Origin of the sequence: Paenibacillus nanchangensis, from assembly GCF_046543445.1 — a bacterium.
Classification (GTDB): domain Bacteria; phylum Bacillota; class Bacilli; order Paenibacillales; family Paenibacillaceae; genus Paenibacillus_AQ; species Paenibacillus_AQ nanchangensis.
Window position 1 is genome coordinate 13,841 of sequence record NZ_JBHOFD010000044.1, and the last position, 26,410, is coordinate 40,250.

Annotated in this window: 26 protein-coding genes and 2 riboswitches; of the genes, 15 read left to right on the top strand and 11 right to left on the bottom strand. The window is 55.2% G+C overall.

What is annotated here, in order from left to right:
* Positions 1-11 precede the first annotated feature (11 nt).
* On the top strand, positions 12-1,220 hold the full coding sequence (locus tag ACE6ED_RS26015; protein WP_410830362.1) for a S8 family peptidase: 1,209 nt from the start codon (positions 12-14) through the stop codon (positions 1,218-1,220).
* A gap of 525 nt (positions 1,221-1,745) precedes the next feature.
* On the opposite strand, the gene argS is transcribed toward ACE6ED_RS26015, so the two are convergent.
* The 6 genes from argS to speE all read right to left on the bottom strand — a co-directional run bounded on the left by argS (position 1,746) and on the right by speE (position 7,286).
* On the bottom strand, positions 1,746-3,431 hold the full coding sequence (gene argS / locus ACE6ED_RS26020; RefSeq protein WP_410830363.1) for an arginine--tRNA ligase: 1,686 nt from the start codon (positions 3,429-3,431) through the stop codon (positions 1,746-1,748).
* The gene (locus tag ACE6ED_RS26025) at positions 3,428-3,898 is read right to left on the bottom strand and encodes a YwiB family protein (protein WP_410830364.1); all 471 of its coding nucleotides are present in this window, start codon (positions 3,896-3,898) and stop codon (positions 3,428-3,430) included. The genes argS and ACE6ED_RS26025 overlap by 4 nt, the downstream gene beginning before the upstream one ends.
* Positions 3,899-4,010: 112 nt before the next feature.
* Complete coding sequence (locus tag ACE6ED_RS26030; RefSeq protein WP_410830365.1) at positions 4,011-4,682, bottom strand: GNAT family N-acetyltransferase; 672 nt, start codon at positions 4,680-4,682, stop codon at positions 4,011-4,013.
* Positions 4,683-4,684: 2 nt separating this feature from the next.
* On the bottom strand, positions 4,685-5,362 hold the full coding sequence (locus tag ACE6ED_RS26035) for a GNAT family N-acetyltransferase (RefSeq protein WP_410830366.1): 678 nt from the start codon (positions 5,360-5,362) through the stop codon (positions 4,685-4,687).
* 39 nt (positions 5,363-5,401) lie between these two features.
* A complete protein-coding gene (locus ACE6ED_RS26040) occupies positions 5,402-6,259 on the bottom strand; it encodes a carbon-nitrogen hydrolase family protein (protein ID WP_410830367.1) in 858 nt (285 codons plus the stop codon).
* A gap of 196 nt (positions 6,260-6,455) precedes the next feature.
* Entirely contained in the window at positions 6,456-7,286 is an 831-nt protein-coding gene (gene speE / locus ACE6ED_RS26045) for a polyamine aminopropyltransferase (RefSeq protein ID WP_410830368.1), read from the bottom strand.
* 200 nt (positions 7,287-7,486) lie between these two features.
* Between speE and ACE6ED_RS26050 the strand changes: the two genes are divergently transcribed.
* From ACE6ED_RS26050 to ACE6ED_RS26065, 4 genes are all read left to right on the top strand, one after another.
* Positions 7,487-9,550, top strand: a complete 2,064-nt coding sequence (locus tag ACE6ED_RS26050) for a transglycosylase domain-containing protein (RefSeq protein ID WP_410830369.1) — start codon at positions 7,487-7,489, stop codon at positions 9,548-9,550.
* A gap of 147 nt (positions 9,551-9,697) precedes the next feature.
* On the top strand, positions 9,698-10,363 hold the full coding sequence (locus ACE6ED_RS26055; RefSeq protein WP_410830370.1) for a DNA-3-methyladenine glycosylase: 666 nt from the start codon (positions 9,698-9,700) through the stop codon (positions 10,361-10,363).
* A 222-nt stretch (positions 10,364-10,585) separates the two neighbouring features.
* Positions 10,586-11,752, top strand: coding sequence for a copper amine oxidase N-terminal domain-containing protein (locus ACE6ED_RS26060; protein WP_410830371.1), 1,167 nt, complete (start codon positions 10,586-10,588; stop codon positions 11,750-11,752).
* A gap of 55 nt (positions 11,753-11,807) precedes the next feature.
* On the top strand, positions 11,808-12,272 hold the full coding sequence (locus tag ACE6ED_RS26065) for an AbrB/MazE/SpoVT family DNA-binding domain-containing protein (RefSeq protein ID WP_410830372.1): 465 nt from the start codon (positions 11,808-11,810) through the stop codon (positions 12,270-12,272).
* 88 nt (positions 12,273-12,360) lie between these two features.
* On the opposite strand, the gene ACE6ED_RS26070 is transcribed toward ACE6ED_RS26065, so the two are convergent.
* Entirely contained in the window at positions 12,361-12,870 is a 510-nt protein-coding gene (locus tag ACE6ED_RS26070; protein WP_410830373.1) for a YwhD family protein, read from the bottom strand.
* Between the two features lie 103 nt (positions 12,871-12,973).
* Between ACE6ED_RS26070 and ACE6ED_RS26075 the strand changes: the two genes are divergently transcribed.
* The 6 genes from ACE6ED_RS26075 (at position 12,974) to ACE6ED_RS26100 (ending at position 18,895) form a co-directional block, all read left to right on the top strand.
* Complete coding sequence (locus ACE6ED_RS26075) at positions 12,974-14,986, top strand: M1 family metallopeptidase (RefSeq protein ID WP_410830374.1); 2,013 nt, start codon at positions 12,974-12,976, stop codon at positions 14,984-14,986.
* Positions 14,987-14,997: 11 nt separating this feature from the next.
* Positions 14,998-15,816: a hypothetical protein gene (locus ACE6ED_RS26080; protein ID WP_410830375.1), complete on the top strand. Its 819-nt coding sequence runs from the start codon at positions 14,998-15,000 to the stop codon at positions 15,814-15,816.
* Positions 15,817-16,004: 188 nt separating this feature from the next.
* Positions 16,005-16,140: riboswitch (cyclic di-AMP (ydaO/yuaA leader) on the top strand.
* A 19-nt stretch (positions 16,141-16,159) separates the two neighbouring features.
* A complete protein-coding gene (locus tag ACE6ED_RS26085; RefSeq protein WP_410830394.1) occupies positions 16,160-16,627 on the top strand; it encodes a C40 family peptidase in 468 nt (155 codons plus the stop codon).
* Positions 16,628-16,999: 372 nt separating this feature from the next.
* Positions 17,000-17,143: riboswitch (cyclic di-AMP (ydaO/yuaA leader) on the top strand.
* Between the two features lie 2 nt (positions 17,144-17,145).
* The gene (locus ACE6ED_RS26090) at positions 17,146-17,637 is read left to right on the top strand and encodes a C40 family peptidase (protein ID WP_410830376.1); all 492 of its coding nucleotides are present in this window, start codon (positions 17,146-17,148) and stop codon (positions 17,635-17,637) included.
* A gap of 289 nt (positions 17,638-17,926) precedes the next feature.
* Complete coding sequence (locus tag ACE6ED_RS26095; RefSeq protein ID WP_410830377.1) at positions 17,927-18,433, top strand: GNAT family N-acetyltransferase; 507 nt, start codon at positions 17,927-17,929, stop codon at positions 18,431-18,433.
* A 105-nt stretch (positions 18,434-18,538) separates the two neighbouring features.
* Complete coding sequence (locus tag ACE6ED_RS26100; RefSeq protein WP_410830378.1) at positions 18,539-18,895, top strand: c-type cytochrome; 357 nt, start codon at positions 18,539-18,541, stop codon at positions 18,893-18,895.
* 158 nt (positions 18,896-19,053) lie between these two features.
* Here ACE6ED_RS26100 and ACE6ED_RS26105 read toward each other — a convergent pair whose 3' ends face one another.
* Positions 19,054-19,350, bottom strand: coding sequence for a 4a-hydroxytetrahydrobiopterin dehydratase (locus tag ACE6ED_RS26105; RefSeq protein ID WP_410830379.1), 297 nt, complete (start codon positions 19,348-19,350; stop codon positions 19,054-19,056).
* A gap of 256 nt (positions 19,351-19,606) precedes the next feature.
* The gene (locus ACE6ED_RS26110) at positions 19,607-19,900 is read right to left on the bottom strand and encodes a hypothetical protein (RefSeq protein ID WP_410830380.1); all 294 of its coding nucleotides are present in this window, start codon (positions 19,898-19,900) and stop codon (positions 19,607-19,609) included.
* A gap of 204 nt (positions 19,901-20,104) precedes the next feature.
* On the opposite strand from ACE6ED_RS26110, the gene motA reads away from it, so the two are divergent.
* Both motA and ACE6ED_RS26120 read left to right on the top strand, forming a co-directional pair.
* A complete protein-coding gene (gene motA / locus ACE6ED_RS26115) occupies positions 20,105-20,899 on the top strand; it encodes a flagellar motor stator protein MotA (protein ID WP_410830381.1) in 795 nt (264 codons plus the stop codon).
* Positions 20,892-21,713 carry a flagellar motor protein MotB gene (locus tag ACE6ED_RS26120; protein WP_410830382.1) on the top strand — a complete coding sequence of 274 codons (822 nt, stop codon included), beginning with the start codon at positions 20,892-20,894 and terminating at the stop codon, positions 21,711-21,713. Before motA ends, ACE6ED_RS26120 begins: the two co-directional genes overlap by 8 nt.
* Positions 21,714-21,952: 239 nt before the next feature.
* Here the strand turns inward: ACE6ED_RS26120 and rluF are convergent, their stop codons facing one another.
* Both rluF and ACE6ED_RS26130 read right to left on the bottom strand, forming a co-directional pair.
* Complete coding sequence (gene rluF, locus ACE6ED_RS26125; RefSeq protein WP_410830395.1) at positions 21,953-22,654, bottom strand: 23S rRNA pseudouridine(2604) synthase RluF; 702 nt, start codon at positions 22,652-22,654, stop codon at positions 21,953-21,955.
* A gap of 24 nt (positions 22,655-22,678) precedes the next feature.
* Positions 22,679-24,991: an ATP-binding protein gene (locus ACE6ED_RS26130; RefSeq protein WP_410830383.1), complete on the bottom strand. Its 2,313-nt coding sequence runs from the start codon at positions 24,989-24,991 to the stop codon at positions 22,679-22,681.
* Positions 24,992-25,311: 320 nt separating this feature from the next.
* Between ACE6ED_RS26130 and tadA the strand changes: the two genes are divergently transcribed.
* Positions 25,312-25,833 (top strand): tRNA adenosine(34) deaminase TadA, encoded by a 522-nt coding sequence (gene tadA, locus ACE6ED_RS26135; RefSeq protein WP_410830384.1) that lies wholly within the window; start codon positions 25,312-25,314, stop codon positions 25,831-25,833.
* Complete coding sequence (locus ACE6ED_RS26140) at positions 25,833-26,405, top strand: GNAT family N-acetyltransferase (RefSeq protein ID WP_410830385.1); 573 nt, start codon at positions 25,833-25,835, stop codon at positions 26,403-26,405. The genes tadA and ACE6ED_RS26140 overlap by 1 nt, the downstream gene beginning before the upstream one ends.
* Positions 26,406-26,410 lie beyond the last annotated feature (5 nt).

Below are 26,410 nucleotides of genomic sequence, written 5' to 3' on the forward strand. Positions count from 1 at the left end.
CGGCGAACGCAATGGATTACTATGCATTTTGGCAGACGCTGCTTCAGGAAATCCCGGCGGCGTCCCGGCTGGGGGACCGGAGAATCGTGACCTTCCCCGATCCGCGGCAGTACGCCGGCGCGTTTTCGTATTGGAAGTCGCTGAAGGCGAAGGAACCGGCGCTGCGGCGAATTCGGAGCTCGCGTTTGATCCGGGCTTTTTTTGTGCCCTCTGCGGCGGCTGCAAAACTGGAAGATGCCTACGGCCATACCATACGGATCGAAGAGGATCACCGGGTTCAGATTCACGCGGCGCCGCCGGGCCAGGCTCCCGCCTCCATCCCTTGGGGCGTTAAGGCGGTCCGCGCACCCCAGTCTTGGACCCGTTCAACCGGTGTTCAGGTCAAAATCGGGGTTATAGACACGGGCATTGATTACCGGCATCCCGACTTAAAACACGCGATTGGACCCGGGATCAATCTGCTGCACCGGGGGATGCTCCCGCTGGACGACAACGGCCACGGCACGCATATTTCCGGTACGCTTGCCGCCGCCGGCGGGAACCGGGGCATAATGGGCGTCGCTCCAAGAGCGCTGCTGTGCCCCGTTAAGGCGTTCGATCACAGCGGGTCAGCGTATGTTTCCGATATTGTGCTCGGTATCGACTGGTGCGTCCTGAACCGGGTCGACCTGATCAATATGAGCTTCGGCATGAAGACCGGCAGCAAAGCGCTGCACAACATTGTTATGAAAGCTTACGATGCCGGCATAGCAATCATCGCCTCTTCGGGCAACGACGGCAAACGCGGCGGCGACTACCCGGCCCGCTATCCCGAAACCATCGCCGTCGGCGCTTTTGACAAAAAGCGCAGAATCGCCGCGTTCAGCAACCGCGGCGCATATATCGACATCTACGCGCCGGGGGAGAGTATCCCCTCCTGCTGGCTGCGGGAGGGGTACAAAGAAATGAGCGGCACCTCCATGGCGACGTCGCACGTCACCGGGGCGGCCGCCCTACTGCTGGCGCTTAGGCCGGGGATCAAGCCGCGCGAGCTCAAGGCGCTGCTGCGCCGGACCGGCGCCCCGCTGAAGCTGCGCAAGGGCCAGAAGCGCGCGGCGCTTGGCGGCGGCACGGCGGACGCGCTGCGGCTGCTGCGGGCGGGCCTGCGGGCGCGGCGGAAGCCCGCGGCTCCCGCGGGCGCCAAAGCCGCTGCGCCGGCCAGCGCCAAGACGGCGGGCTAGCGCTTGGTCGGCGGGCCAGGGCGGCGGCACGGCCTGGCGGACGCGGCGCAGGTTGGGCGCGAGAGAGTTGGCGCGTGGCCGACGCCTTGCGTCAGCGCGCCCGCGCCCGGCCACTGTGCTGACGCGCGCCTAGCCACCGCTCAAGTCAGCGCTCAGTCAGCGCTCAGCCAGTGCTCAGCCCCCGCTCAGTCAGCGCCCAGCTAACGCTCCGGCTCCGCGTCCGAGCATGCGCCGGCACCTCTGTGCGGCGCTTCCGTGCCCGCTCGCAGCCCCCGCGCCTAGCTGCCGCGCCGCCCGCGCACTGGCTCTTCGCCCGCCCCCAGCAGCCGGGCACAGCTTCACGCCTGACCCGCGCCAGCACAGCTGCGGCTACCTTCCGGGCCGCCAACACGCCGGCTCCTTGCCGCGCTTATGCCGCCGCGCCCGCCGCGCTCCACCCGCGCAAGCGCACGCCAAAAACCGCCTTGCGGGAAATCCCGCAGGCGGTTTCTTCGCGCCGCTATGCATAAGCGCGGCGGGCAGAGCTTACATCCGGTCCGGCGCCGTTACGCCGACCAGACGCAGCACGTTGGCGATCGCCGTTCTGGCCGCGCCGAGCAGCGCCAGCCGGGCGACCGTCTGTGCAGCGTCTTCCGTGATGACGCGTTCCGCTTTGTAGTAGCTGTGGAACATGGAAGACAAATCGTATACGTACCGGATCAGCCGGTGCGGCGCGTAGTTCTCCGCTGCAAGGCCCACTTCGGCCGGCAGCTCGCCGATTTTGCGGAGCAGATCGTATTCCCGCTCGTTGTTCAGCTTGCTGAAGTCCACTTCCGACAAATCCGGCAGCGTAATCCCCTGCTCTTCCGCCTGGCGGAAAATGCTGCAGATCCGGGCATGCGCATACTGAACGTAATACACCGGGTTTTCATTGGATGTCGAAATCGCCAGGTCCATGTCAAAGTCCAGATGGGAATCCATGCTCCGCATAGTAAAGAAATAGCGGATCGCATCGACGCCAACTTCGTCCATCAGATCCTCCATCGTTACGGCCTTGCCCGTACGTTTGGACATCTTGACCTTTTCCCCGTCCTGGAACAGGCTGACCATTTGGGCGATCAGCACAACCAGCTTGTCCGGATCGTTGCCCAAAGCCGACATCGCCGCTTTCATCCGGGGGATGTAGCCGTGGTGATCGGCGCCCCAAATGTTGATCATCTTATCGTAGCCGCGCTCGTACTTATCATTATGGTAGGCGATATCCGGCGTCAGGTAGGTGTAGGTGCCGTCGTTTTTGATCAGCACGCGGTCCTTGTCGTCGCCGTATTTGGTCGTGTTCAGCCAGGTTGCGCCATCCTGTTCATACACCTCGCCGCGGTCCCGCAGCTCATCCAGCGCACGCAGCACTTGTCCGTTTTCGTACAGCGACGTTTCGCTGTACCAGATGTCGAACGGAACGCGGAAACGTCCCAGATCGCGTTTGATTTTGGCCAGCTCTTTTTCCAGCCCGTACGTCCGGAAAAAAGCGGCGCGTTCGCCCGGCGTCAGCGACAGCAGCTCTTCGCCCTTCTCCTGCACCAGCTCTTTGGCGAATCCTTTAATGTCTTCGCCGAAATAGCCGTCCTCCGGCATTTCCGCCGGCTGGCCCAGCTCCTGCAGATAACGGGCCTCGATCGACATCGCCAGGTTGTTTACCTGATTGCCCGCATCGTTAATGTAATACTCCCGCGTTACTTGGTAACCGGCAAAATCCAGGACATTGCACAGCGCATCGCCTACAGCCGCGCCGCGGGCATGTCCCAAGTGCAGGCTGCCTGTCGGGTTCGCGCTGACGAACTCGACTTCCACTTTGCGGCCGGCTCCGGCGTTCATCCGGCCGTAATCGCCGCCAAGCTGCGCGGCCAGCGTAATCACCGGGTAGAGATAGCTCTTGGAGAGCGTAAAGTTAAGAAAGCCGGGGCCGGCGATCTCCGCTTTTTCAATCGAAGCCCGGCTCCGGTCGAGATGCTCCAGAATCGCTTCAGCGATTTGGCGCGGATTCCGCTTGGCCAGCTTGGTCAGCTGCATCGCCGCGTTGGTGGCCAGGTCGCCGTGCGCCTTGTCTTTTGGCGTCTCCAGCGTAAAATTCGGCAGTTCTTCGCGGGCAACCAGACCCGCGGCCACTACCGCGTCGGCGATCGCTTCTTTGACCCGTTCTTTGACCTGCTCGAGCGGATTTTGAATCTGTGTCATGATTTCGGTTCCTCCTGTATATGCAAACTGAGCGCGAACCGCCCCGATAACTCGTCGTATACGTAAAGGTCGTAAGTCCACGACACGATTACGGACCGCCCGCTGCGCGTGATGTCCAGCTCACGGGTGTCGGTCGACAAATTAAACTGTGTGAACGGTGAACGGTAAAATCCCGGCAGCCGCTTCCCGGAGCGGAAGCTCTGCTCCGATTCCACGCCGCCATGGCGGATGATCTTGATTTCCTCCGCCGCGATTTTGACCGTTGTGCGGATGGAAGGCGCCCCCTGCTCCGGTCCCTGTCCCGGCTCTTCATAACGGATATACAGCTGCGAACCTCTCGTTATGGCCTGACCTGGCACCTGAAGCACCGTTCTTTCGCCTTCATGCAGACTGGAAAGGGTAACGGCGACGCCGTATCCCGCTGTACCGCCGCGGGCTGCCGGGCCGTTTTCGCCATGCTGTGACATTTCGCTCCCCTTCCTCCCTTTGCCGCCGGTTCTGACGCGTTTATTGTTCCATTGTACTACTATATCCAGTTCGGCGGGCCAATTCAATTTATAATATTCCTTGTTTCCTTCATTATAAAGGAAGAAGAGGAACCGCCGGCCGCCCTCTAAGCTCCTGCACCATGTCCATCCACGCCACAGGCTTGTTGGGAAGAACCGTGTAATACCGTGTCAGAAAATCGGCGATCAATCCCGCTTCCAGCTCGGTTCGTTCGTAGTCGGACGGCATAAAGCACAGGTCCAGCCCTTCTACTGCTTCCCCGTCATTCCCCCAGGAGGGATGCACATACGGAAAATCAAGCCGCTTATAGCCGAGATGCGACAGCACTTCCCTGCGGACAAACGGGTCCATCGGCTTCACGCCCCCAAACTCATGGTGCTCCACCCGGTAAGGATCGTAAATTTCGGCGAACATCCCCCTCAGCTCTTTACCGCCTTCCGCAGCAAGCTTCCGCAGGTCCTCCAGCCGGTTCACCGCCAGGAAACGTCCAATGCCAAGCCCTTCGCGGCCGATAATCGTAAAGTCGGTCATGGCCACATTCCAGTCGGCATAATACCGGTATTCCGTCGCCCCCACCACTTCTCCTTCGTGAACTGCCGCAAACACACGGATGCCTGGATCCTCCAGCGGCTCTTTCCAGAGCGAATACTCCAGCACTTCCTCCGGCGGGAAAACCTCCTGCATCAACCGGTGTAGCTTGGCGAACAGCGGGTCCCCGATGCTTGTAATTCGTGCGTATTCCATCTTTAATTCTCCTCCGCTTCAAAAAAAGGATTGCGCCACTCCATTAAAGCAGCGTAGTTCTTCGACTCTTCATCCTCCAGGTAATCCGCCGCCACGCCAACCGGCGTGCGGCCGCAGCGCAGAAGAAACGAAATCACCGGGTCGGACAGCCTGCCTTCCACTACGGCCGCCAAATATTGGTCCGCCGTCATTTCGCCGGCATGAAGATGGTAACCCGGCATTCTCCCCGCACCAAGCAGCCGCTGCAGCCGCTGCTCCACCACGACATGATACAGCGACTGGATCAGCTCCTTGCCCAGTCCAAGCTTCCGGTGCTTAGGGCGCACACAGATATCCGCGATATAAAGCGTGTCCCCATCGGGGCGGTGTGTCCTCAAATACCCGTTGTCCGTTACCTCCGCCCAGGAGTGCGCTGCTTCCTGCGCATTATAGCGAATTTTCAGTCCGGTGACCGATCCGGCCAGCTCTCCGTTAATCTCCGCGCACAGCGCTCCTTCGGGGAACAAGGCGATATGGCTCCGGAGCTGCTCTTCATTCCACCACAGCTCGGACGGATAAGGAGGCGGGAACGCCTCCGCCTGGATGCGGATCATCTCGGCGAAATCCTGCTCCCGGTAATTGCGTATAATCACGGGAACCGGTTTTTTGTCATCAAAAGCGTACAGCGTCTTGTAATACATCTTCTTAAAGGCCCTCCATCCCGTGCCGCGTGTCGTTGTTCAGGTCCAATCCGTATAGAGATCGGTCCGCCGGTCGCGCCATGTCGTCACGGATCCCCGTTCCCGCACCCGGTACAGCAGCTCCAGATCGAGATCGGCGGTAACGATCATATCGCCGTTAATTTCGCCTTCGGCTAGCAGCCCTTTTGGCGGAAACGGAATATCGTTAGGCGTAATAATTGCGGCCTGACCGAAATTGGCGCGCATCAAATCCACTGTAGGCAGTGATCCGACCGTTCCCGTGAGCACCACATAAATTTGATTTTCGATTGCCCGCGCGTGGCTTGTATACCGCACCCGGTGAAAGCCATGCCGGTCGTCCGTGCAGGATGGACAAAAAATAACGTCCGCCCCTTTGGCCCGGGCCATCCGCACAATCTCCGGAAATTCGATATCGTAGCAGGTGAGCATGGCGATGGTGCCTTTTTCGGTGGGGAACACCTCAAGCCCCTCGCCCGCGCCCATATTCCACCCCTCCACCTCGGAAGGCGTGATATGCAGCTTCGCCTGCTCCGCTACCCGTCCGTCCGGATAAAACAGATGCGCCACATTATACAGTTTGCCGCCCCGGCTGATAACATGGGTTCCTCCGATGATATGCATGCCGTATTTCCGGGCAAAGCCTGTAAACATCTCCCGGTACCGGTCGGTGAACTGCGGCAAATCTTCAATTCCAAGCGCGTTGCCCTGTCCGTCCCCAATGGACATTAACTGGGTGGTCAGAAATTCAGGGAACAGCACGAAATCAGCCGCAAATTCCTCGGCGGTCTTGACGTAATGCTCGCATTCTGCGGCGAATTCCTCAAAGGACGAAATGGTGTGCAGATGGTACTGCACGGCGGATACGCGAAAGCTCATCGGCTACCTCCTGACAAATGCTCCATTCATTTCTTCAAATTTTATCATAACCCCAGGCACAGTACAAAAGACCTGTTTTCTCCTGTCCGGCTGGATGGCGATGCCTTTAGTGCAGGATTAAACACGCCGAAAAACGGCAGCCCATGGCCTGTCCAGCCGTGAAACTGCCGTTTTTCCGGTTTTCGCTTCTATTCGCTCAGTCCCTGCACAACTCTTCAACGAACCTGGGCAGCACAAACGCCGCTTTATGCAGCCGGGGAGAATAATATTTCGTATCCAGCTCCGGTATGTCGTTTTCGTCAACCTCAAGCGGATCGTGTTTTTTGCTGCCCATGGTAAACGTCCACAGCCCGCTCGGATAGGTCGGAATGTTCGCTCCGTACACCCGCACCACCGGGAAGATTTCCTTTACATCTCGGTGTACCTGGCGGATTAAATCCGCTTTGAACCAGGGGTTATCGGTCTGCGCCACAAAAATCCCTTCATCCTTAAGCGCTTCGTGGATACCCTGGTAGAACCCGCGCTCGAACAACGGAGCTGCCGGACCAACCGGCTCTGTGGAGTCGACCATAATTACATCGTATTCGTTTTTATGCTCCAGAATATGCATATAGCCGTCATTGACAATCACCTCGACCCGCGGGTCATCCAGCTTGCCCGCAATTTCCGGCAGGAACTGCTTGGAATACTCAATAACCTTGCCGTCAATTTCAACCAGCACAGCCCGTTCCACGCCCGGATGCTTCAAAATCTCGCGGATGACCCCGCCGTCTCCGCCGCCCACCACCAACACCTGTTTCGGGTCGGGGTGCGTATTCAGCACGGGATGGGCCACCATTTCATGATAAACAAATTCGTCCTTTACCGTGGTCATGACCATACCGTCCAGGACGAGCATCCGCCCGAACTCCTCGGTCTCTATCATATCAAGCTGCTGAAATTCCGTTTGTTCATGAACGAAGGTTTGACGGATTTTGGCCGTGATGCCGAAGGTAGGGGTTTGTTTTTCGGTGAACCATAATTCCATGTTAATCCCTTCTTTCCGAAGTCTTGATGTGCTGCCTGAAAATGCATTATACGCGATACATCCTTCGACTGCAAAAAAACTTGCGGCGCATGATTTGTTCTGTGGAAGAGCGCTCTCCGATGAATATCCACACTCTTCCTTCCCCATAATGAAAACAGAAGAAACGGCCAAGGCCACCAATGAAAAGGAGCGATGAACAAATGACAAGCCCGGATTCCCGCCCGCCCAAACGGATGAAGCGCCTGCGCCGCGTCCTGAAGCTGATGACCGGGCTGTTTATCCTGCTGCTGCTGGCTTTTGGCGCCCTGCTTGGTTATTTGTATCAAAAAGAACTCCCACCTGTCGGCGACGACGCCCGCTCCCGGCTGGTGGATGCGGGCGGAAACGTCATTGCGGCATTTTCCGCCGACGGCCGCACCCATGACCCGGTCGGCCTCGACCGGATTTCCCCGCACTTGATTCAGGCGACGCTGGCCGTGGAGGACCGGAAATTTTACAACCATTTCGGGTTTGATTTGAAGGGGATGACGCGTGCCGTCCTGGTGAATCTGGAAAGCGGCGAGCGGACCCAGGGAGCCAGCACGCTCACCCAGCAGCTTGCCCGCAATCTGTATCTTTCCCACGAAAAGACCTGGTCCCGCAAAGTCCGCGAAGCATTTTATACGATGCAGCTGGAAATGAAGTACAGCAAAAACGATATTTTGCGGATGTACCTTAACGAAATTTATTACGGCCATGGAGCCTATGGCATTGAAGCGGCCGCCCGGATGTACTTCGGCAAACCCGCCTCTGCGCTCAATTTGGCGGAAAGCGCGCTGCTTGCCGGCATTCCTAAGGGGCCAACGTATTATTCGCCGTACACCCATTGGGACAACGCCAAGCAGCGTCAGGAGCTTATTTTGTCAACGATGGAACGCCTCGGACAGATCACCGCGGCCGAGGAGCGTGAAGCAGCGGGGCAGCCTTTGAAGCTGCGCCCCAAAGATGCGCCTGAGACGGTGCAGAGTGCTCCTTTTTTCCGCGACTATGTGCGGGGGCTCGTGCGAGAAGTACTGCGGATCAGCGATGACGAATTGGAGCGCGGGGGGCTGACGGTGTACACCACGCTTGATCCCGCCGTTCAACGGGCGGCCGAAGAGGCGGTAGCCAAAGAGATGGAAGGCAGCGGCGAACTGGAAACCGCCCTCGTCTCGGTTGATCCGAGAAACGGGTTTATTCGGGCAATGGTGGGCGGTAAAAACTACCGCGATAACCAATACAATCACGCTCTCGCAACCACCCGTCAGCCGGGTTCGTCATTCAAGCCAATCATGTACCTGACCGCGCTGGCCTCCAAGGAAATGACCGGGCTGTCGGTATTCGACAGCAAACCAACGCTGTTTCATTTCGATGACAACCGCAAAACGTACCAGCCCCGGAATTTTGGCGACAAGTATCTGGGGGAAATCGACATGCGTCAAGCGATCGCTGCCTCCGACAATATTTACGCTGTGAACACCATTATGAAAATTGGAGCCGGGCGGGTTGCCGATATGGCCCGCAAACTGGGTATCAACAGCCCGCTGAATACAGTGCCGTCGCTTGCGCTCGGCACTTCGCCGGTCAGTCCGCTGGAAATGGCGGGTGCCTTTGCGGTCATCGGCAGCGGCGGCGTTAAACGCCCGGCTACCGCCATCCTTAAAATTACGGACGCTGACGGCACCGTGCTGTACAAAGCCCCTTCCTCCGAAGGCGAAACCGTTGTGGAACCGGCCGCTGCCTATGTGTTAACCCGGCTGATGGAAGGCGTGTTTGAGGACGGAGGAACAGGCAGCCGTGTATCCAGCCTGATCAAACGTCCCGTGGCAGGCAAAACGGGGACAACCGACACCGATGCATGGATGGTCGGCTTTACTCCCGAACTGGCCACCGCCGTCTGGGTCGGATACGACAAAGGCAAAGAAATTCGTGTTGCGGATGGAAGGCGCGCCGCGCCGATCTTCGCCCGGTTCACCGAAAAGGCGCTGGAGAATGTGCCGCCGAAAATTTTTGCGGTCCCCTCCGGTGTCGTTAGCGTCTACATCGATCCTGAATCAGGGCTTCTGGCCGGCCCCGGCTGTCAGGGGAAACGGCTGGAGACCTTCGTCAGCGGCACCGAACCGGCACAATACTGCGGCATCCATGGGACACAAGAGCCGCCCGCACCTTCTCCTTCGCCGGATGCCGGCTCCTCGGGGGAAGAACGGTCATGGTGGGGGGATTTCAAACGGTGGTGGCTGAACTGATCCGTCCCGCCAGCATTTCGTCGAAGAGTCTTTGCCGTTGTCGTAAAGCTGTATTGCCGTGTTAAGGTCCCGTTGAACGGATCGCTCTTCGGCGTTATGATGAGGGGAGCGAACCGCCCCGGAGCGGGACAAGGAGGCTGTACGAGCATGAATGAAAGCCTGCCGGGCAATATACGAACTTGGAAAGCGCTGCCCCCCGCGCTGTACGGATTGACCGCGCTGGAGGCAGCGCCCCTGCTGCTGGGCTGCTGCCTGGTCCGGAGGACTGAGGACGGCGAAATTGCCTGCCGGATCGTCGAGACGGAGAGTTATGGCGGACGGGAGGATAAAGGGAGCCACGCCTACGGGGGGCGAAGAACCGAACGGACGGAGGTCATGTTTCATAGCGGGGGCGAAGCCTACGTGTATCTGATTTACGGCATGCATCACTGTCTTAATCTCGTGACAGGGCAGGAGGGCGACCCGCAAGCCGTCCTTATCCGGGCCATTGAGCCGCTTACCCCCGAGGATGCCCGGCTTATGGCCGCATACCGCGGGGCGCCTCAGCGGAAGCCTGCCGGCCTCTCGGGCGGTCCCGGCAAGCTGTGCAAGGCGCTCCGGATCGACCGGAGTCTAAACGGCATGAGAATGGACCGGCCCATTGGGCCGCTGTTTCTGGCAGAGGGTGAATCCCCGCCCGGGCAACCTATTGTCTGCTCACCCCGGGTAAACATTGCCTATGCCGAGGAATACGCCGCACTCCCCTGGCGGTTTTATTTGCAGGGAAACCCCTATGTTTCCGTTGTGGACAACCAGGCTTTTCCTTACCGTTAAGATTGTTTTTCATTCCGCGTTTCTAAGACCCATTATTGGGTATAAAGATATAGAACCCCAAAGCAACCTCTCCCTTTAGACGCTAAACGGAGGGGTTTTTCTATGATTTCTTATCCACAGCATTTTTTTTTGCTCACTCCGCAACCTTTATCGGTTGGTCACGTTTATTACATAAACGTGCGTGAGCCGGAATAGCTGTTTCCACAAGGAGGGAATGCCCTTATGACTCGCATTGCGGCCAAAGCCATCTCCACTTGTTTGCTGCTGCTTGCCGCAGGCATAACATGGTTCCACGATAACGGCCGCGCCGAAGCTGCAGAAGCGGAGAAACCCGCCGCCGTTACCCGCACACTGGAGCAGGAGGCCTTCCGCCGTGCAGGCACCGTCTATCTCCCGCTCAAGGAGACCGCCGCCCCGCTTGACCTGCAGGTCGCGTGGAACCCTGCCAATTCCTCGGTGGAGGTCACGGGCCTGCATCAGGCCGTAAGTCTGAAGCTCGGGCAGCCCAAGGCTTATACGATCACCAACAAGACGATTAAGCTGGGTGCTCCCGTCCTAGTCCAAAACGGAGTAACTTATGTGCCGGACTCTCTTTTCGCGAAGGCTTTCAGCCTGCCCGTGACCTGGGACGGCGGCTCCGATATTTCCCTTCCGTACAGCGAGCAATACATAAAGAGCGTCAACGGTCGCCGGATGTTTTGGCTGAACAGGGAATACGGCGTCATTTATACGGGGGAAAGCGGACGGACGCCGGTTCGGTCCGGCATACTGGAGATTGGCCGAAGCGAACTGGATTGGGTCAGCATCAGGTCCCGGCTCATTAACTCCGAATCGTCCGTGCTTGATATCGACAATGCTTACGGCGAACCGCATGTTCATCAGACGCGTTACCGCGCGCTGCTGCACAAGGGACGTCTTGTCCGCCAAGGGGACAGCAGCTTCTCGGGTGCCCGGGGCCTCGCGTTTAAAGAGAACGTGCCGGCTTTTCAGGGGCATGTGGTAATTGTTGACCGTCATCTGCTCACGCTGGTTACTCCCGATGGACAGGCGTACAAAACCTATGATCTGCGGCAGATAACGGGCGTGGACGACGCTTTTGCGGTAGAAGCAGTGGAGCCGGATTTCCTGCTGGTCCGCCCTTATCAACAAGCCGCACTGTATGTGATTGACCGGAAGACGCTGCAGGCTGTTCTGCTGTATCCTCAATTGCTCAGCGCGGAAGACAAGGTGCGGCTGGAAGAATACCCGGATACGGAAGTGGACTATCCCGGGGATGGGTTGACCTATACGGGGCGTTCCGGCAGGCAGCTGTCGTTTGAGTGGAAGTCATTTCCGGATGGAAGACTCGTGCATTTTACCTACACACTGCCTCTTCCGGGAGAATCATAATTTTTGGTATAATCAAGAAAACAATCCAAATCTATGGGAATAAGGGGACGCTGGGATGAAAGATACGGGGATGATCCGGAGTTTGGACAGTCTTGGGCGGATTGTGGTACCCGCCGAAATTCGGATGACGCGCAACATTGAAGTGGGAGACCCGATCGAGTTTTTCATTTTAAATGACAACATCATTGTGCTTCGCAAGTATACCTCTACGGAATGCACCTTTTGCAGAAGTCTGGACCGCGTAACCTATTACCGGGACCAGTTCATCTGCAGCAGCTGCCTCGGCGAGCTGGCCAGCCCTTCACGTGAACCTGAGCCGTCCGACCGGCCGTATATGCCGGCCCCCGAAGCGGCTTCCGCCGTGTATGAGGGGAGCGGACGCAAGAAGGCCCGTTCCGAAGAAATGCGCCAGCGGCTGGAACAAGCGGTACAGCAGTATCCGGCCGCCAGCCAGAAAGAGCTTGCCCGCATTTTGGGCATCAGCCAGGCCAGAGTCAGCCAGTTAAAACGCAAATTTTGACCTTTTCCTCATCATCCTGGTACATAATCATCCGAAACAGACAAAGCCTTCACCGCCTTGAATACCAGGCGTGAAGGCTTTGCTTGTGTTATTGGGTTTCAAGCGCTTCTTTCAGGACTTCCGGCGAAGCCGACCACCACTCTTCATTGTGGGATATCAGCAGCGTTTTAAGCGCCCGCTTCTCTGCATCTCCCAGACCATCCAGAATAAATTTCCGTTTCAGCGCGGCATCCAGTTTATTGACATGGTCCGCAAGAATCTTCCATCCGCGGCGCGCCTCTGAATCGATCCACATTTCACAGGCCGTCGCGCCTCCGTAGAACTGGCCTTCGGCATTCCGGTCCACCGCCACCCACACCAGCCATACCTGGCGGCCTCCGGGAACCTCCTCCCGGTTCGGGGTGAATTTAATCCCCTTCTCCACCTTGCTCTTGGCATGCATTGCTCCGATATCGATTACAGCTGCACCGCCGTCAATAATGATGGGCGAAACGTTGCTCAGATCGATGGAGCCCGCTCCAAAGCCCTTATGCTTGCTTTTGGCATTAACTATATTTAAGGCAATCTGTTTTTTGCCGTCTGGCTGCACATTATCCATGCTGCACGTCCCTTCCCTTCAGAATAATTTAATTTTAGCTAATAATGCGGCGAATGCAAACATATACATCCCCTAGATGCTTGTCAACGGGAGGTATTCCAGTATGAAGCCATTGTCATTGCCGGCTCTGTTGATCGCCGCATCCCTGTTCGTGTCCTGCTGGCCGGGCGGGGCGAACGCTTATGCCGCCTTATCCGAGACCAGCCCGTCTGTATCCGCGCCGCAATCGGCCAAGTCCCCCGCCGCCAAGCCGCCTCCTCCTTCGGCGAGCAGGCTGGAGACGGGCGCCGATTCTTCTTCAGCGGGGCCCAAAGAGGCGGTGCTCAGCAGCAGGGTGGCGGAGTACCATATCGACGTCCGGCTTGATCCTGAATCGGACACGCTTAAGGGGACGGAGACCGTTACCTGGACCCATCCGGGACGCCAGCCGGTCAAAGATCTGTACTTTCATTTGTACCCCAACGCCTTCGCTTCGGCGGACACTACCTTTATGAAAGAGTCCGGCGGCAAGCTGCGGGAAGACAAAATGCCGGCGGGCGGCTATGGGTCGATGACGCTGACCGATATCCGGACCTCGGACGGGGAGCCTCTTCTTCACAGACTGCAATATGTTCAGCCGGACGACGGCAATCCCCACGACCGGACACTGGCGAAAGTGCATCTTCCCCGGCAGGTAACGGCAGGTGAAAGCGTTACTTTAAGGCTCCAATTCGAGGTCAAGCTGCCCCGCATCTTTGCGCGGATGGGAGCCGCCGGCGATTTTGTAATGGCCGGGCAGTGGTTTCCGAAGCTTAGCGCTTATGAGCCCAGAGGCGTCCGCGGAACGGCAAATGAAGGCTGGAATCTGCATCAGTACCATGGAAGCTCTGAGTTTTACAGCGATTTCGGTATCTATAACGTTACGATCTCCGTTCCCTCTGATTACAAGGTAGCGGCAACGGGATTCCCCGTCCGAACCGCTTCCGTCAAAAACGGGATCAAATCCTACCGTTTCTATGCCGACGACGTGCATGACTTCGCCTGGGCCGCCTCGCCCCGCTTTGTTGTGGCCGAAGAAGCGTTGTCTACGCCCGAAGTGCCGGGCGTGCGCATCAAGCTGTATTTGGACCCGATGCATAAAGACTTGAAGGAGCGGTATTTTCAGGCTGCCAAGTCCGCATTGACCTATTTCAGCAAATGGTATGGCCCTTATCCGTATTCAACGCTCACGGTGGTGGTTCCGCCGCTTGACGGCAACGGGGCGGGCGGCATGGAATACCCGACCCTGGTCACCGCCTTCGGCGCTTCCGACCCGAATCCGGACTCCTCACTGGAACGCACAGTAATTCATGAGATCGCCCATCAATATTTTTACGGGATGATCGCGAGCAATGAATTTGAAGAAGCCTGGCTGGATGAGAGCTTTGCCTCGTATGCCGAAGACCGGCTGATGGAACAGGAGTACGGAGCGGTGCCGAATCTCCCGCTGCAGGCAGGTTTCGTCACTTCTCCCGCCCCGCTGAAGCTGGAGGCGTGGAAATACGGCGGAGCGGACATCTACACGCAAAATGTCTATCTGCGCGGCAAGCTTGTCCTAAAAGACATCGAGCGCCAGACCGGGCGCAAAACGATGGACCGCATTATGCGGACCTACGCGGAAAAATACCGGTTCCGGCATCCGACGACCCGTGATTTTCAGCAGGTTGTCGAACAGGTCACCCGCAAACCGTGGCAGTCCTATTTTGATCAATATGTGTATTCGGGCGGTACGGCGGACTTTGCCATTGATTCCATCCAGATAAACCGCGATGAAACGGACGGGGCGGCAAGCTATGAGTCCGTCGTCCAGATTGGGCGAAAAGGAGCGGAGTATCCTGCGGTGCCTGTCCGGTTCACCTTCGCAGACGGGCGGACGCTGCAAAAACAATGGGACGGCACCCGAAGCGGCACAACCTTCCGTCTGCGGCATACCGCGCCGCTGGTTCACGCCGAAATCGATCCGGACCGGACGCTGCTGCTGGAAACGAAGCATTGGAACAATTTCCGCAAGGCGGAGCTGGATCCGAAGACCGCCTCCCGGTGGACGCTGGGCGTCGCCAAATTTATAGAGACCGTGCTTGGCATTTTGTCCTGGTGAGGTGAACGAGCTTGAAAACGCCGATTGCCCGCGGCTGGCGCAGTGTTAAAGAGCAGACTTATATTCTCATTCTTTTGTTCGTATATCGTCTGCTGTGGGGTTACTTCCTCTACAGTTTTGTCCGGGATGCTGTTTATCCCTTTCTGCTGCGGCTCCGGGAAAATGCCGACAGCACCGCCAAACTGCTGTATTACGTCGAGGCGCAGTTCAGCCTGCTGGAAAATGCCGAGGTCCGCACCTGGCTTTGGACGCTGGCGGCAATGGTGCTGCTGCGTATGCTGGTGTCCCCGCTGATCCGCGCCGGGCTGCTGTACGAGCTACAACAGGAGAGTCTCGGCAACCGCGGCCTGTTTCTTTTTCCCGGCATGAAGCGGTACGGCTGGCCCGTGTTCCTGTTCAGTCTGGCGGAGTGGGGGCTGACCCTGCTGCCTTTCTGCTGGCTTGGTCCGAAGCTCTACACGCTGACCACGGCTTCCTATTTGCAGCCGGCTCTGCTGTTAACCGCCGCGGCTTATGCCGCAGGATGGGCGCTGTACGCCTATATCATCCGGCAATGTTTCCTATATATGCAATTCGGGTATGTTCATAACCGCAGCATCGCCGCTGCACTAATGACTTATTTTAAAAATATTGTCCCGGCCACCGGCTTATCGCTCCTTTTAGGAGCCGGCGGCGTGTTCAGCCATTTGCTGGCGCTGCTGGTTGGCTGGCTCTGGCCCGGACTGCCCGCGCTGCTTGCAAGACAAGCCGCGCCGTTCCCGGCCACTCTTTTTAAACTGTGGGGAATCGCTGCCCAATATCATCTCTGGAGCAGCAAACAACGGAACTGAAACGTTCGCGGCACAAGCCGCCGCCCTTATCGGGTGGCGGCTTTGTTGTGTGCGCCCTTTTGACTAGAAGCGATGTGCCAAAAATATTTGCAAAACGTCCGGGCCTCTGTTACAATGACACCTGTACTTAGTAACAACTTTGTAATCTTTACTCGTTAATTTGTTACCGATTGGACAAGTCATTATAGGTGCGTAACATGCCAAATTCCCCAGCACCGGGGGAGCGGGGGACCCAGTTGTGGGTGAATTGATCTCATTCCGAGATCATAGGGAACCTTCTACCGAATCCTTGAGCTAACCTCGCAGGCACCGGAAGGAGAACAACTAGTTGAAAACACGTTCCATCAAGACAAAACTGACCGCAGCAACGCTGGGCCTTGTGATTGCCTTCACAGTGGGGGGCGGAAGCGCTTCCGCAGCGACCCAAATGGACCATGTCATTTCTTCTACTCTCGGAGTAAGCTACAAGACAGGCGGCACTACAACCTCTGGCTTCGACTGCTCCGGCTTCACCAAGTATGTATTTAAGAAACTGGGCGTGACTTTGCCCCGTACATCGAAATCTCAATATCACATTGGAACGGCTGTAAAACGCAGCGCGCTTCGTTCCGGCGATCTCGTATTCTTCAACACGACAGGACGAGGCATATCACACGTAGGTATTTATGTTGGCGGCGGAAAGTTCGCCCAATCCTCTTCTTCGCGTGGTGTAACCATCAGCTCGCTGAGTGAAAGCTATTGGTCCAAACGCTACGTTGGCGCCAAACGTGTTATGAGTACCTCCAAATATCAGACTGTAGCCTACGATTGATCGAATCTCCTCTATACAATCCTCACTTTAATCAATGGAGCCCGGGAGCCGATTGTTGCCGCAATCGAATTTCCGGGTTTTTCCTTTTCCTTATTCTCCCTATTACCCTTATTTTTTTTCGCTGAAACCTCAGTTCAGGAAAAAAGACATAAAAATGATAAAAACCGCTTAAAGCCGCGTGGTTACAGGGTTTTTGGTAACGCATTCAATTCAAAAAACGACCTTGCCCCCCATTTAGCGGGGAAGTAAAGATTGCCAACCGGCTTTTACTTTGTTACAATAAGCGCAGTGAGTTTTTAGTAACATTTTTGTAACGAATGCCGTATAATTTGCTAAGCTTTTGTCACTCATTGATCATAACGCCGAATTCATTAATCAGAATCGCCGAGTTCCCTGACGGACAGGGAAGCGGGGGAACCAGTTTTGGGTGAATTGACCTCCTGTCATTAGAGGGGTCATAGGGGAACCTTCTACCGAATCCTTAAGCTAACCTCGCAGGCATGGAAGGGGTTTATATTTTGAAGAAGAAGTTGGCAGCCGCAGTCCTCAGTTTTTCCCTCGCACTTACCCTCGGAGCGGGAAGCGCTTTTGCAGACTCCAAGCTGGACTCCGCAGTTGAGGCCGCAATTGGAACGAAATATGTTTCCGGCGGAACCACCACTAACGGATTTGATTGCTCCGGATTCACTATGTACGTATTCGACAAGCTTGGTATCAAGCTTCCTCATCAATCGGGGGCCCAATACAAGATGGGTTCCGCAGTTTCCCGGGATGATTTAAGATCGGGAGATCTCGTCTTCTTCAACACAAGCGGCAGAGGCGTGTCCCATGTCGGAGTATATGTGGGCGACGGAAAGTTTGCTCATGCCTCCTCAAAACGTGGTGTAACCATCAGCTCGCTGAACGATAGCTACTACGTCAACCGCTACGTTGGCGCCAAACGAATTATGAGTACCGACACTTACGAGTCCGTCGCCACGGAATCGGAAGACAACGATGATGTAATGTAATCACATTCACCATTCAAAGGCTCTTTCCCAAGATTTTTGCCGAAATCTTTGGAAGGAGTCTTTTTTTGTCTACACATCACTAATTTACCCTTACCACCGGGTATCAAACAGCCTTTAGGCCTATTTCGGATCAGAAATTCAAATTTTTTTTCATTTGTCAAGTTCACCTCTCCACTCAACTGGATGCTTGCTTCGAACTGTCCGGATTAGGTATATAATAATGATGGGGAAACGGACGGTCTCTCCTCCCCAGGTTAGTTCCTAATTAATGAAGGAAGGGTGCCCGCCTATGTCTGTATCTCCGCGGTTATTTCAGGTTATTCCCATGCAAGTCAAACATGCGCGAGCGGTATGTGACTGGAAATATGAGGCTCCTTACAATATATACGGCTGGCTGCCTTGGGAGCAGATGGAGGCGCTTGGCGTGGAGTTCGGAGATCCCGAGCTGCGCGATAGCCAGTATGTTTCGGTGCTTGACGTTAAAGGTGAACTATGCGGTTTCGGTCAGTTGTTTCCTATGGATCGGGTGGTCCGTTTGGGCATCGGGATGCGCCCCGATTTATGCGGCCAGGGTAACGGTCCTTCTTTCGTAAAAGCCCTGGTTCGGGAGGCCCGCCGCCGCTACCCGGGGCAGGAGATTGATCTCGAAGTCCTGACTTGGAATCAGCGGGCTATCCGCGCCTATCAGCGAAGCGGATTTACGATCACGGACACCTATGAACGCCAAACCCCCAACGGAATGAAGCCTTTTTACTGCATGGTCTATGACGAGACGCACAGTGAAGGGTTGGAATAGCGGGAATACCCGCTAATATTTGTCTGTTTTTTGACACAATGGCTATGATACCGCTTCACCTTCCGTTATAATGAGGGAAGAGCTTACATAGAAAGGACGAATGGGATGCAAAAATGGTTGATGAGCGGTTTATTTTTCCTGGCTTGCGCGTTCGCAGTTATATTGATGTTTACTCTGCCGGGCAAAGAGCAGGTCGCCGAGCAGAACAATCCGACCATGCCTGTAGTCCAGCTGGATACCGCGGCTGCGGAAGCGACCGTAAAAGCCAACTGTATCAGCTGCCATGGAGACCAGCTGCAGGGCGGCGTCGGCCCAAGCCTGCAAAATGAAGGCAGCCAGCATGACGCTGAAGCGATCTACAAAGTCATCAGCAAAGGACGCGGACAGATGCCGTCCTTTAAAGACAAGCTTGCACCCGAAGAGATTGCCAATGTGGCCATGTATTTGTCCGAAATGAAATGACTGAATTCCTTCCCGTTAAGGGGCCGCCGGGTACAGACTGTGTATTCGGCGGTTTTTTTGCGTCTCTAAGCAAAAAAGCAGAGACCGTCCGGAATCCGCTCCGCGATCTCTGCCTGCCTCTAGCCCCTGCTATATTGAATTATTCTGCACGTCCTGATTTATTGTCCGCCCCGCGACTTCTCGAACGCCTCGTTGAACTCGTGCGCCTCCCGTATATCCAGCGCCGTTACTCCGCCCTCTTCGCGTGTCGTCAGTCTTAACGTCACATTCTTGTAGTCGATTGTGATATGCGGATGGTGATCAAACGCTTCCGAGATGGCAGCCACCTCATCGACAAACGCAATGCCTTTCATAAATTCGGAGAAGACGTATTTGCGCACCAGCACGCCGTCATCCAGCTTCCAACCCTCCAGCTTGCCGACTTGCTCCTGCAGCTCTGCCTCAGTGAATAACAATGGTATATCCTCCCTTACTACCGTTTGCTTGCGAACGGCTTGACGCCTCCTTCAAGCAAAACATCCCTCAGCTGCTTGGTCCAAGGGATGCGCCAGAAAAAAGGCCATTTTCGGTTAAATGTATTCCCGGTTCCTGATAAATATGAATACGATGTGCGGCTATTCGTTAACGCACCGTATTCGCTGAGTCGTTTCTCCTGTAATTTTACCACGCGGCCTGACTTTCGGGCAAATCCTCCTTTGGACCCGCCTGCCGTTAGACCAGTTCCACCGATACCAGGTCTTCCTCCCCGGCCATCACATTAATCCGGTGGGTATCCGGATCATGCATTACCACACCGCTGCCGACATGAATAACCGGTTCACTGCCAAGCCCGTAGAACAAATCCTCGGCAAGCGCTTCCCATACTTCCGCTTTGGATTCCTCAGGAAGCTGCTCCCAATCCTCCGGGTCCATTTCAAAAAACAGATAACTGTCCGGGATCATCGAGACCGCCTTGGTCAGGTCCGTCAATATTTCTCCATAATCTCTCCCGTGCTTTACTCCCACGTTGTATCACTCCGTTTTCGCATATAGGCTGATCTTCCTTTTTTCCATTATAGCCTAAAAATATCACTTCACAAAAAAGCTTGCCCTGTCGATAAATAAGAATATACGTCACGATGTATACGCTACGGTACCCTGCCGCATGTTCAGGGACGAACTGCGCGGCAAAGACGGACCACGGTTAAATCTCATGGACGAGGTGCATAAATGGAAATTTCAACAATTATTGGTTTAGTACTAGGGTTAGTTGCTGTTGTATACGGTATGGTGCTAAAACATGCTCCACTGACAGCTCTAAACAATCCTGCCGCTTACGTCATAATATTGGTGGGGACGGCTGCATCAGTCTTCATGGCCTTCCCGTTTAACGAGGTAAAGAAAGCTCCTAAACTGCTTTTGATGACCGTAAAGCGCAAGAAGATGATCAGCAAACAGGAATTGATCTCCATGTTCATGGACTGGGCATCCATCACCCGCCGCGAAGGCCTGCTCGCATTGGAGTCGAAAGTTGACGAAATTGAAGACGGATTCCTGCGCAACGGCATGCGGATGATTATCGACGGCAACGACCAGGAATTTGTACGCGACGTCCTGATGGAGGATATTCACGCCACCGAGGAGCGCCACAAAGCCGGCGCGCTTATTTTCTCCCAAGCCGGGATGTACGCGCCTACGCTGGGGGTACTCGGGGCCGTTATCGGTCTGATTGCCGCTCTGGCGGACATGAGTGAGATGGAGAAGCTCGCTCACGCAATTGGCGCCGCCTTTATCGCCACATTGCTTGGTATCTTTACCGGTTACGTGCTCTGGCACCCGATCTCCAACAAGCTGAAACGGATGTCCAAGCAAGAGATGGAGATTCGGATGATGATGCTCGAAGGCCTGCTGTCTATTCAGTCCGGCGTTTCAACCATCGCGATCAACCAGAAACTGTCCGTCTTCCTGACGCCGACCGAACGCGCCAAGATGAACACCGAGAAGGAGGGCGGCACAAGTGAGTAAAAAGGCCCGGCACGAGGATCACGAGGAGCATGCCGACGAATCCTGGCTGCTGCCTTATTCCGACTTGATGACCCTGCTGGTTGCCCTGTTTCTGGTTATGTACGCTATGAGCGCCACCGACGCCAAGAAATTCGAAGAAATGAGCCAAGCCTTCAGTATGGTCCTTAACGGAGGCACAGGCGTCCTGGACCACAGCGCTGCCGCACCTACCGATTCGAGCTTGGATCAAGGCAAAGGCGAACAGATGGACAATGTGGTGGCCGAAAACACCGGCAACCAGGACCTGGCGAAGCTTCGCCAGCAAGAACAAGAGAATCTGGAGAAACTTAAGAAGCAGTTTGACGAATACATCAAAAAAAGCGGGTTAACCAACCTGCTCAGTACCAAGCTGAATCAGTCGCAGCTAATGATCACGATCAGTGACCAGGCTTTGTTTGCTTCGGGACAGGCAGCTGTCAAAGATGAATCGCGCCAGCTGGCCAAGTCGATCTCCTACATTTTGCAGCAGTTCCCGGATTATAATGTGGTCGTACAAGGCCATACAGACAATATTCCGATATCGAACAGTATCTATTCTTCAAACTGGGAGCTGAGCGCCAACCGCGCTACACAGTTCCTTAAGATCCTGCTGCTCAACAAAAACCTCGATCCAACCAAGTTTAGTGTAATCGGCTACGGCGAATATCAGCCGGTGAGCGATAACAACACAGCTGCAGGAAGAGCCAAGAACCGGCGGGTCGAAGTATCCATCCTGCGTAAATATCAGGACGGCAAACAGACCATCTCAGCGAATCCGGCTAAACCAGCCAATTAGACGATAAAGGACTCTCGGTCATCGAGAGTCCTTTATTTGTGCCCTGCTTGCTCTATCCGTTTACCCGCATCGTTACGGGACGCGTCTTATACGCCCTTACAAGCATTACTCGCTTGCACTCTTGCAGTTCTTTCCCATCTACTCACTTTGCTGCACTTCCCCACCTACTCACTCGTTACAGACACATGCTGATGTGTCATCCAAGGAGCAGGGAGGCCGGAGGAGACGGGGCGCTATCCTTACAGCAGACGGTACTGCAGCAGCCGGCCGAGCTCTTCCTTCTCGCTATCGGTCAAATCCCGCCACTTTCCGACAGGGAGCGTCCCCAGCCGGATGTTCATAATCCGGATCCGCTGCAGCCGCCGCACTTCATAACCGAATGCGCTGCACATCCTGCGGATCTGCCGGTTTTTGCCCTCTGTCAGAATAATCCGGAATACTCTGTCCGAGACTCTGGTCACGTCACAGGGCAGTGTTTTGCTTCCCAAAATCTTTACGCCGCTTGCCATCCCTGTCAGAAAAGAAGGCGTTACCGGCCGGTCAACCGTCACAATATACTCTTTTTCATGCCGGCCCTCCGCGCGGAGGATCTTGTTAACGACATCCCCGTCATTGGTTAAGAGGATCAACCCCTCCGAATCCTTATCCAGACGTCCGATTGGAAAAATCCGCTCCGTATGCCCAACAAAATCAACTATATTGCCTTTTACGTGTTCTTCTGTTGTGGAGGTAATCCCTACCGGCTTGTTTAACGCAATATACACGGTTTTGGCGGTCGACAGAAGCGGTTTGCCGTCAATCCGTACCTCGTCGCCCGCCTCCGCCTGGCTGCCAAGCACCGCCGTCTCTCCATTAATCGTTACCCTGCCGCTCTCCACCAGCTTGTCTGCTTCGCGCCGGGAGCAGTAACCGGTCTCGCTGATGAATTTGTTGATCCGCATGCTGTCGTTCACTCCGATCTGTCTCTAGGCCTCAGGAGACGCCTCTTCGCCTTTATCCTGCTTCAGCAGGTCTCCTGCGGGCAGCTTGATGATGACGGACGTCCCGCGTCCCACCTCGCTCTGTATCTCCATCGTGCCCTTATGCGCTTGAATAATACGCTGGCTGATCATCAGGCCCAATCCTGTGCCGGTCTCTTTATTGGTGAAAAACGGTTCGCCAAGCTTCGGCAGCATCTCTTCGGGGATGCCTTGCCCTTGGTCCGAAATCACGATCCGGACAAATGCTTCCTCGATCGACTGCTGAATGGTGATTTTTCCGCCGCTCGGCATGGCTTCGATTGCATTTTTCATAATGTTGATAAACACCTGTTTCAACTGGTTTTCTTCACAGTGAACCGTACCCGGAACCGAAGAAAAGTCCGCAACGAACTCAATTCCATACAAATGTGCTTGGCTGTCCAAAAGGGACACCACATCACTCAGGATATAACGCACATCTTTTGACTGAAAATGCACCGCCTGCGGCTTCGCCAAAATCAGGAACTCGCTGACAATCAAATTGATCCGCTCCAGCTCGGACAACATCAGCTCGACATGCAGCGGCACGAGAACCTTTTTCTCCTGCTGAAGCTGGAGAAATCCCCGCAGCGTCGTTAACGGGTTGCGGATCTCATGCGCTACGCCTGCCGCCAATTGGCCGACTGTGGTCAGCTTCTCCGAACGGCGAAGCAGCTCCTCCATCCGGTTCCGTTCCGTCATATCCCGCGAGACGTGAATAACAGATTGCGGATGGCCTTCCTCGTCGCGAATAACCGAGGAGCTGATGCTGACCTCCACAATCGTCCCGTCCCGTTTCAACCGGATCGTCTCCAGCGGCGGCAGCTGTTCTCCCCGCTTCAGATCCTCCAGCCGCGTATCCTCCTGGAACCGGACGCTGTCCGGCACCAGCAACGGCCGCTGGCCGATTACTTCCTCCGCGCTCCAGCCGTACAGCTCTTCGAACGCCCGGTTGACGCTGATAATCCGTCCTTCCATATCGACAGTATGGATGGCGTCAGACGTGCCGTTGATCACGGACTCCAGGTGTTCTTTTACCGCGCGGTTTTCTTCAAGTGTCTGGCCCAGCCGGCTCGTATGCTGCATCAGATTGCGGGTCATCGCATTGATCCGCAGGGACAGCTGCCCCAGTTCATCCCTGCTGCGGACATTAAGCGGCGGTTCAAAGTTCCCGCGCGCCACATCGTTAACTTTGGCCAAAATCGCTTGAATTGGCCGGGTGATAAACCCTGCCAGCACATAGCTGAGCAGGAAAAAGAAAGCGAGCAGAAGCAGGGAAATCGACAGGTTATTGAGCAGCTGGTCTTTGACTACAGCCGAAATCGCATTATAGTTCATAACCACCGCGATCACATACGTCCCCAACGTCGGCTCCGTTACAGGAATAAAGCTCTTCAGAACCTTTTCTCCCCGGACCGTCGTTTCCATAGTGTACGGCTCTTTATAATCGAGCACATTCTGAATCGCCGCTTTATCTTCTGTGACGTTGCCGTACCGGTATGTGCCGTATTTGATCGGTTTGTTCCGCAGCTTGCTGTTAACCCTATCCTCTCCATCGGCTTCCATAGTATCCGTACCGAAGGTATTGGGATTGAACCCGGTAATCTCCAGTATTCGCGGATTCGCCTCTTTCATTTGCTCGACAATTTCGTTGGGACTCATAATTCGGACATAATCGCTTATCGAAGTACTGCGTATATAGGGATCAATCAGATAGTTTCGTTTTCCGTCATAATAATATCCCCATTTCTCGATATACTCCGGATTGGAAGAGGAATACTCGAACGGTCCCGACCAGAAATGCTCCATGCGCTGTCCCTGTTCGATCGACACATTTCTTTTCTCAAACAGCTGCAGGAACGCAGTATACCAAAATCCCCAAGACTTTGTGGATAACCCGATCTCCTTCGGATCTGAGGAGCGAGCAACCTTTACATCCCCTTCGGTTTTTACCAAGAGTGAAATGTTGGTCACGCCCAATTTTTGCGACAGACGCTGCAATTCCGCATTATCTACATCGGCGATATCCTCTGGCAGCTCGCCGGCTGCGAGAATAGCGGCCATATGCAGATTTTGCGCGATCTGGTGCTCCACATAATTCGAGCTGTACCGGCTCTGTTCGACGGATACCGCAATTTGCTTCGCAACCATTTCCATGTTGGATTCGCTTTCCGCCCGGAGATTATCGCGGGTTGCATACATGTTAAACATGAGGTTCAATCCCAGAATCAGCAGCACCGAACCGAAAATAATTGCCGATAATTTTGTTTTGATGGACAAGCTTTTTCGTCACCTCTTATCCGCTGGCAAATCCTTACGGCGCTTCAATCAATATCATACCTTTTGCCTACCTGTTTGAAAAGGGATTAACTCTGATTTGGCCCGCTGCCTAAGGCAAAAGATTGAAATTTTAAAGGACTTTCACTACAATGAGGAAGGGTTCATCCACAACTTATCCACATATAAACAAAATAACAAATAAGCATGTGAATAATAATGTGGACAAGTAGCTTGTTATCCACAGAGTTATGCACATTCTGTTAAGAACGAATGCCTGTTCGTTGGACAATAGGCTGTTTTAATGAAAGGGGCACACCGACTTGAGTTCGGAGGAACTACTTATCCCGGCGGAATGGGAAGAACACGAGCACTGGATGAAAGAGGCCATTGCCGAAGCCAAAAAAGCGGAGGCTCTTGGCGAAGTCCCCATCGGCGCGGTCGTCGTTCAGCATGGAGAAATTGTAGGCAGGGGCTACAATCTGCGGGAGACGACATTGGACTCAACCGCGCATGCGGAGATGGTGGCGATCCGGGAAGCCAGCCGCAACTTGAATTCCTGGCGGCTGCTGGACTGCAGGCTGTATGTAACGCTGGAGCCCTGCCCCATGTGTGCGGGCGCCATCGTCCAGGCCCGTGTGCCTATCACCATTTACGGTACACCTGATCCCAAGGCAGGCTGCGCCGGTACATTGATGAACCTTCTGGAAGAGCCGCGGTTTAATCATAGAACCGCCGTGATCCAGGGCGTTTTGCAGGCGGAGTGCGCCGCGCTTTTAACTGACTTTTTCCGGCGGCTCCGTAAGAAACCAGCGGCTGATGTGGCCGGGAAGGAGAAAATATAGTGAAGCTTACCCTCTACGACACGCCCAGCGGAATTTATATCCGGCAGCTTGGGCCGGAAGATGCCGAGGCGCTGCTCGAACTCCGTGTGCGCAACCGGATGTCACATCAGCGGTATGAACCGCTGCGCGAGGATGATTTTTTTACACTGGATAGCCAGCGGGAACTAATCATGCAGCGGGTGCAGGACGCGGCGAACGACAGGGGGTATGCCTTCGGGATTTATTTGCTTGAAGGTACGCTGATAGGGCAGGTGAATCTCTCCAATATTGTGCGCGGCGTCGGCCAGTTTGCCGATATCGGTTATTTTATGGATCAGGCTCACCAAGGAGCGGGCTATATGACCGCCGCTGTACGCCTGGCCCTCGGTTATGCTTTTCGGGCGCTGCGGCTGCACCGGGTACAGGCTGCCGTGCTGCTGGACAACACTCCCTCCAGACGAGTTCTGGAGAAAAACGGTTTTCAGGCAGAAGGCATTGCCCGCCGTTATATTCAGATTAACGGGATGTGGCAGGACCATCAGATTTACGCTATTCTGTCCGACGAGCTGGAGGAGAAGGTGCCATACGCCTAGCGGCT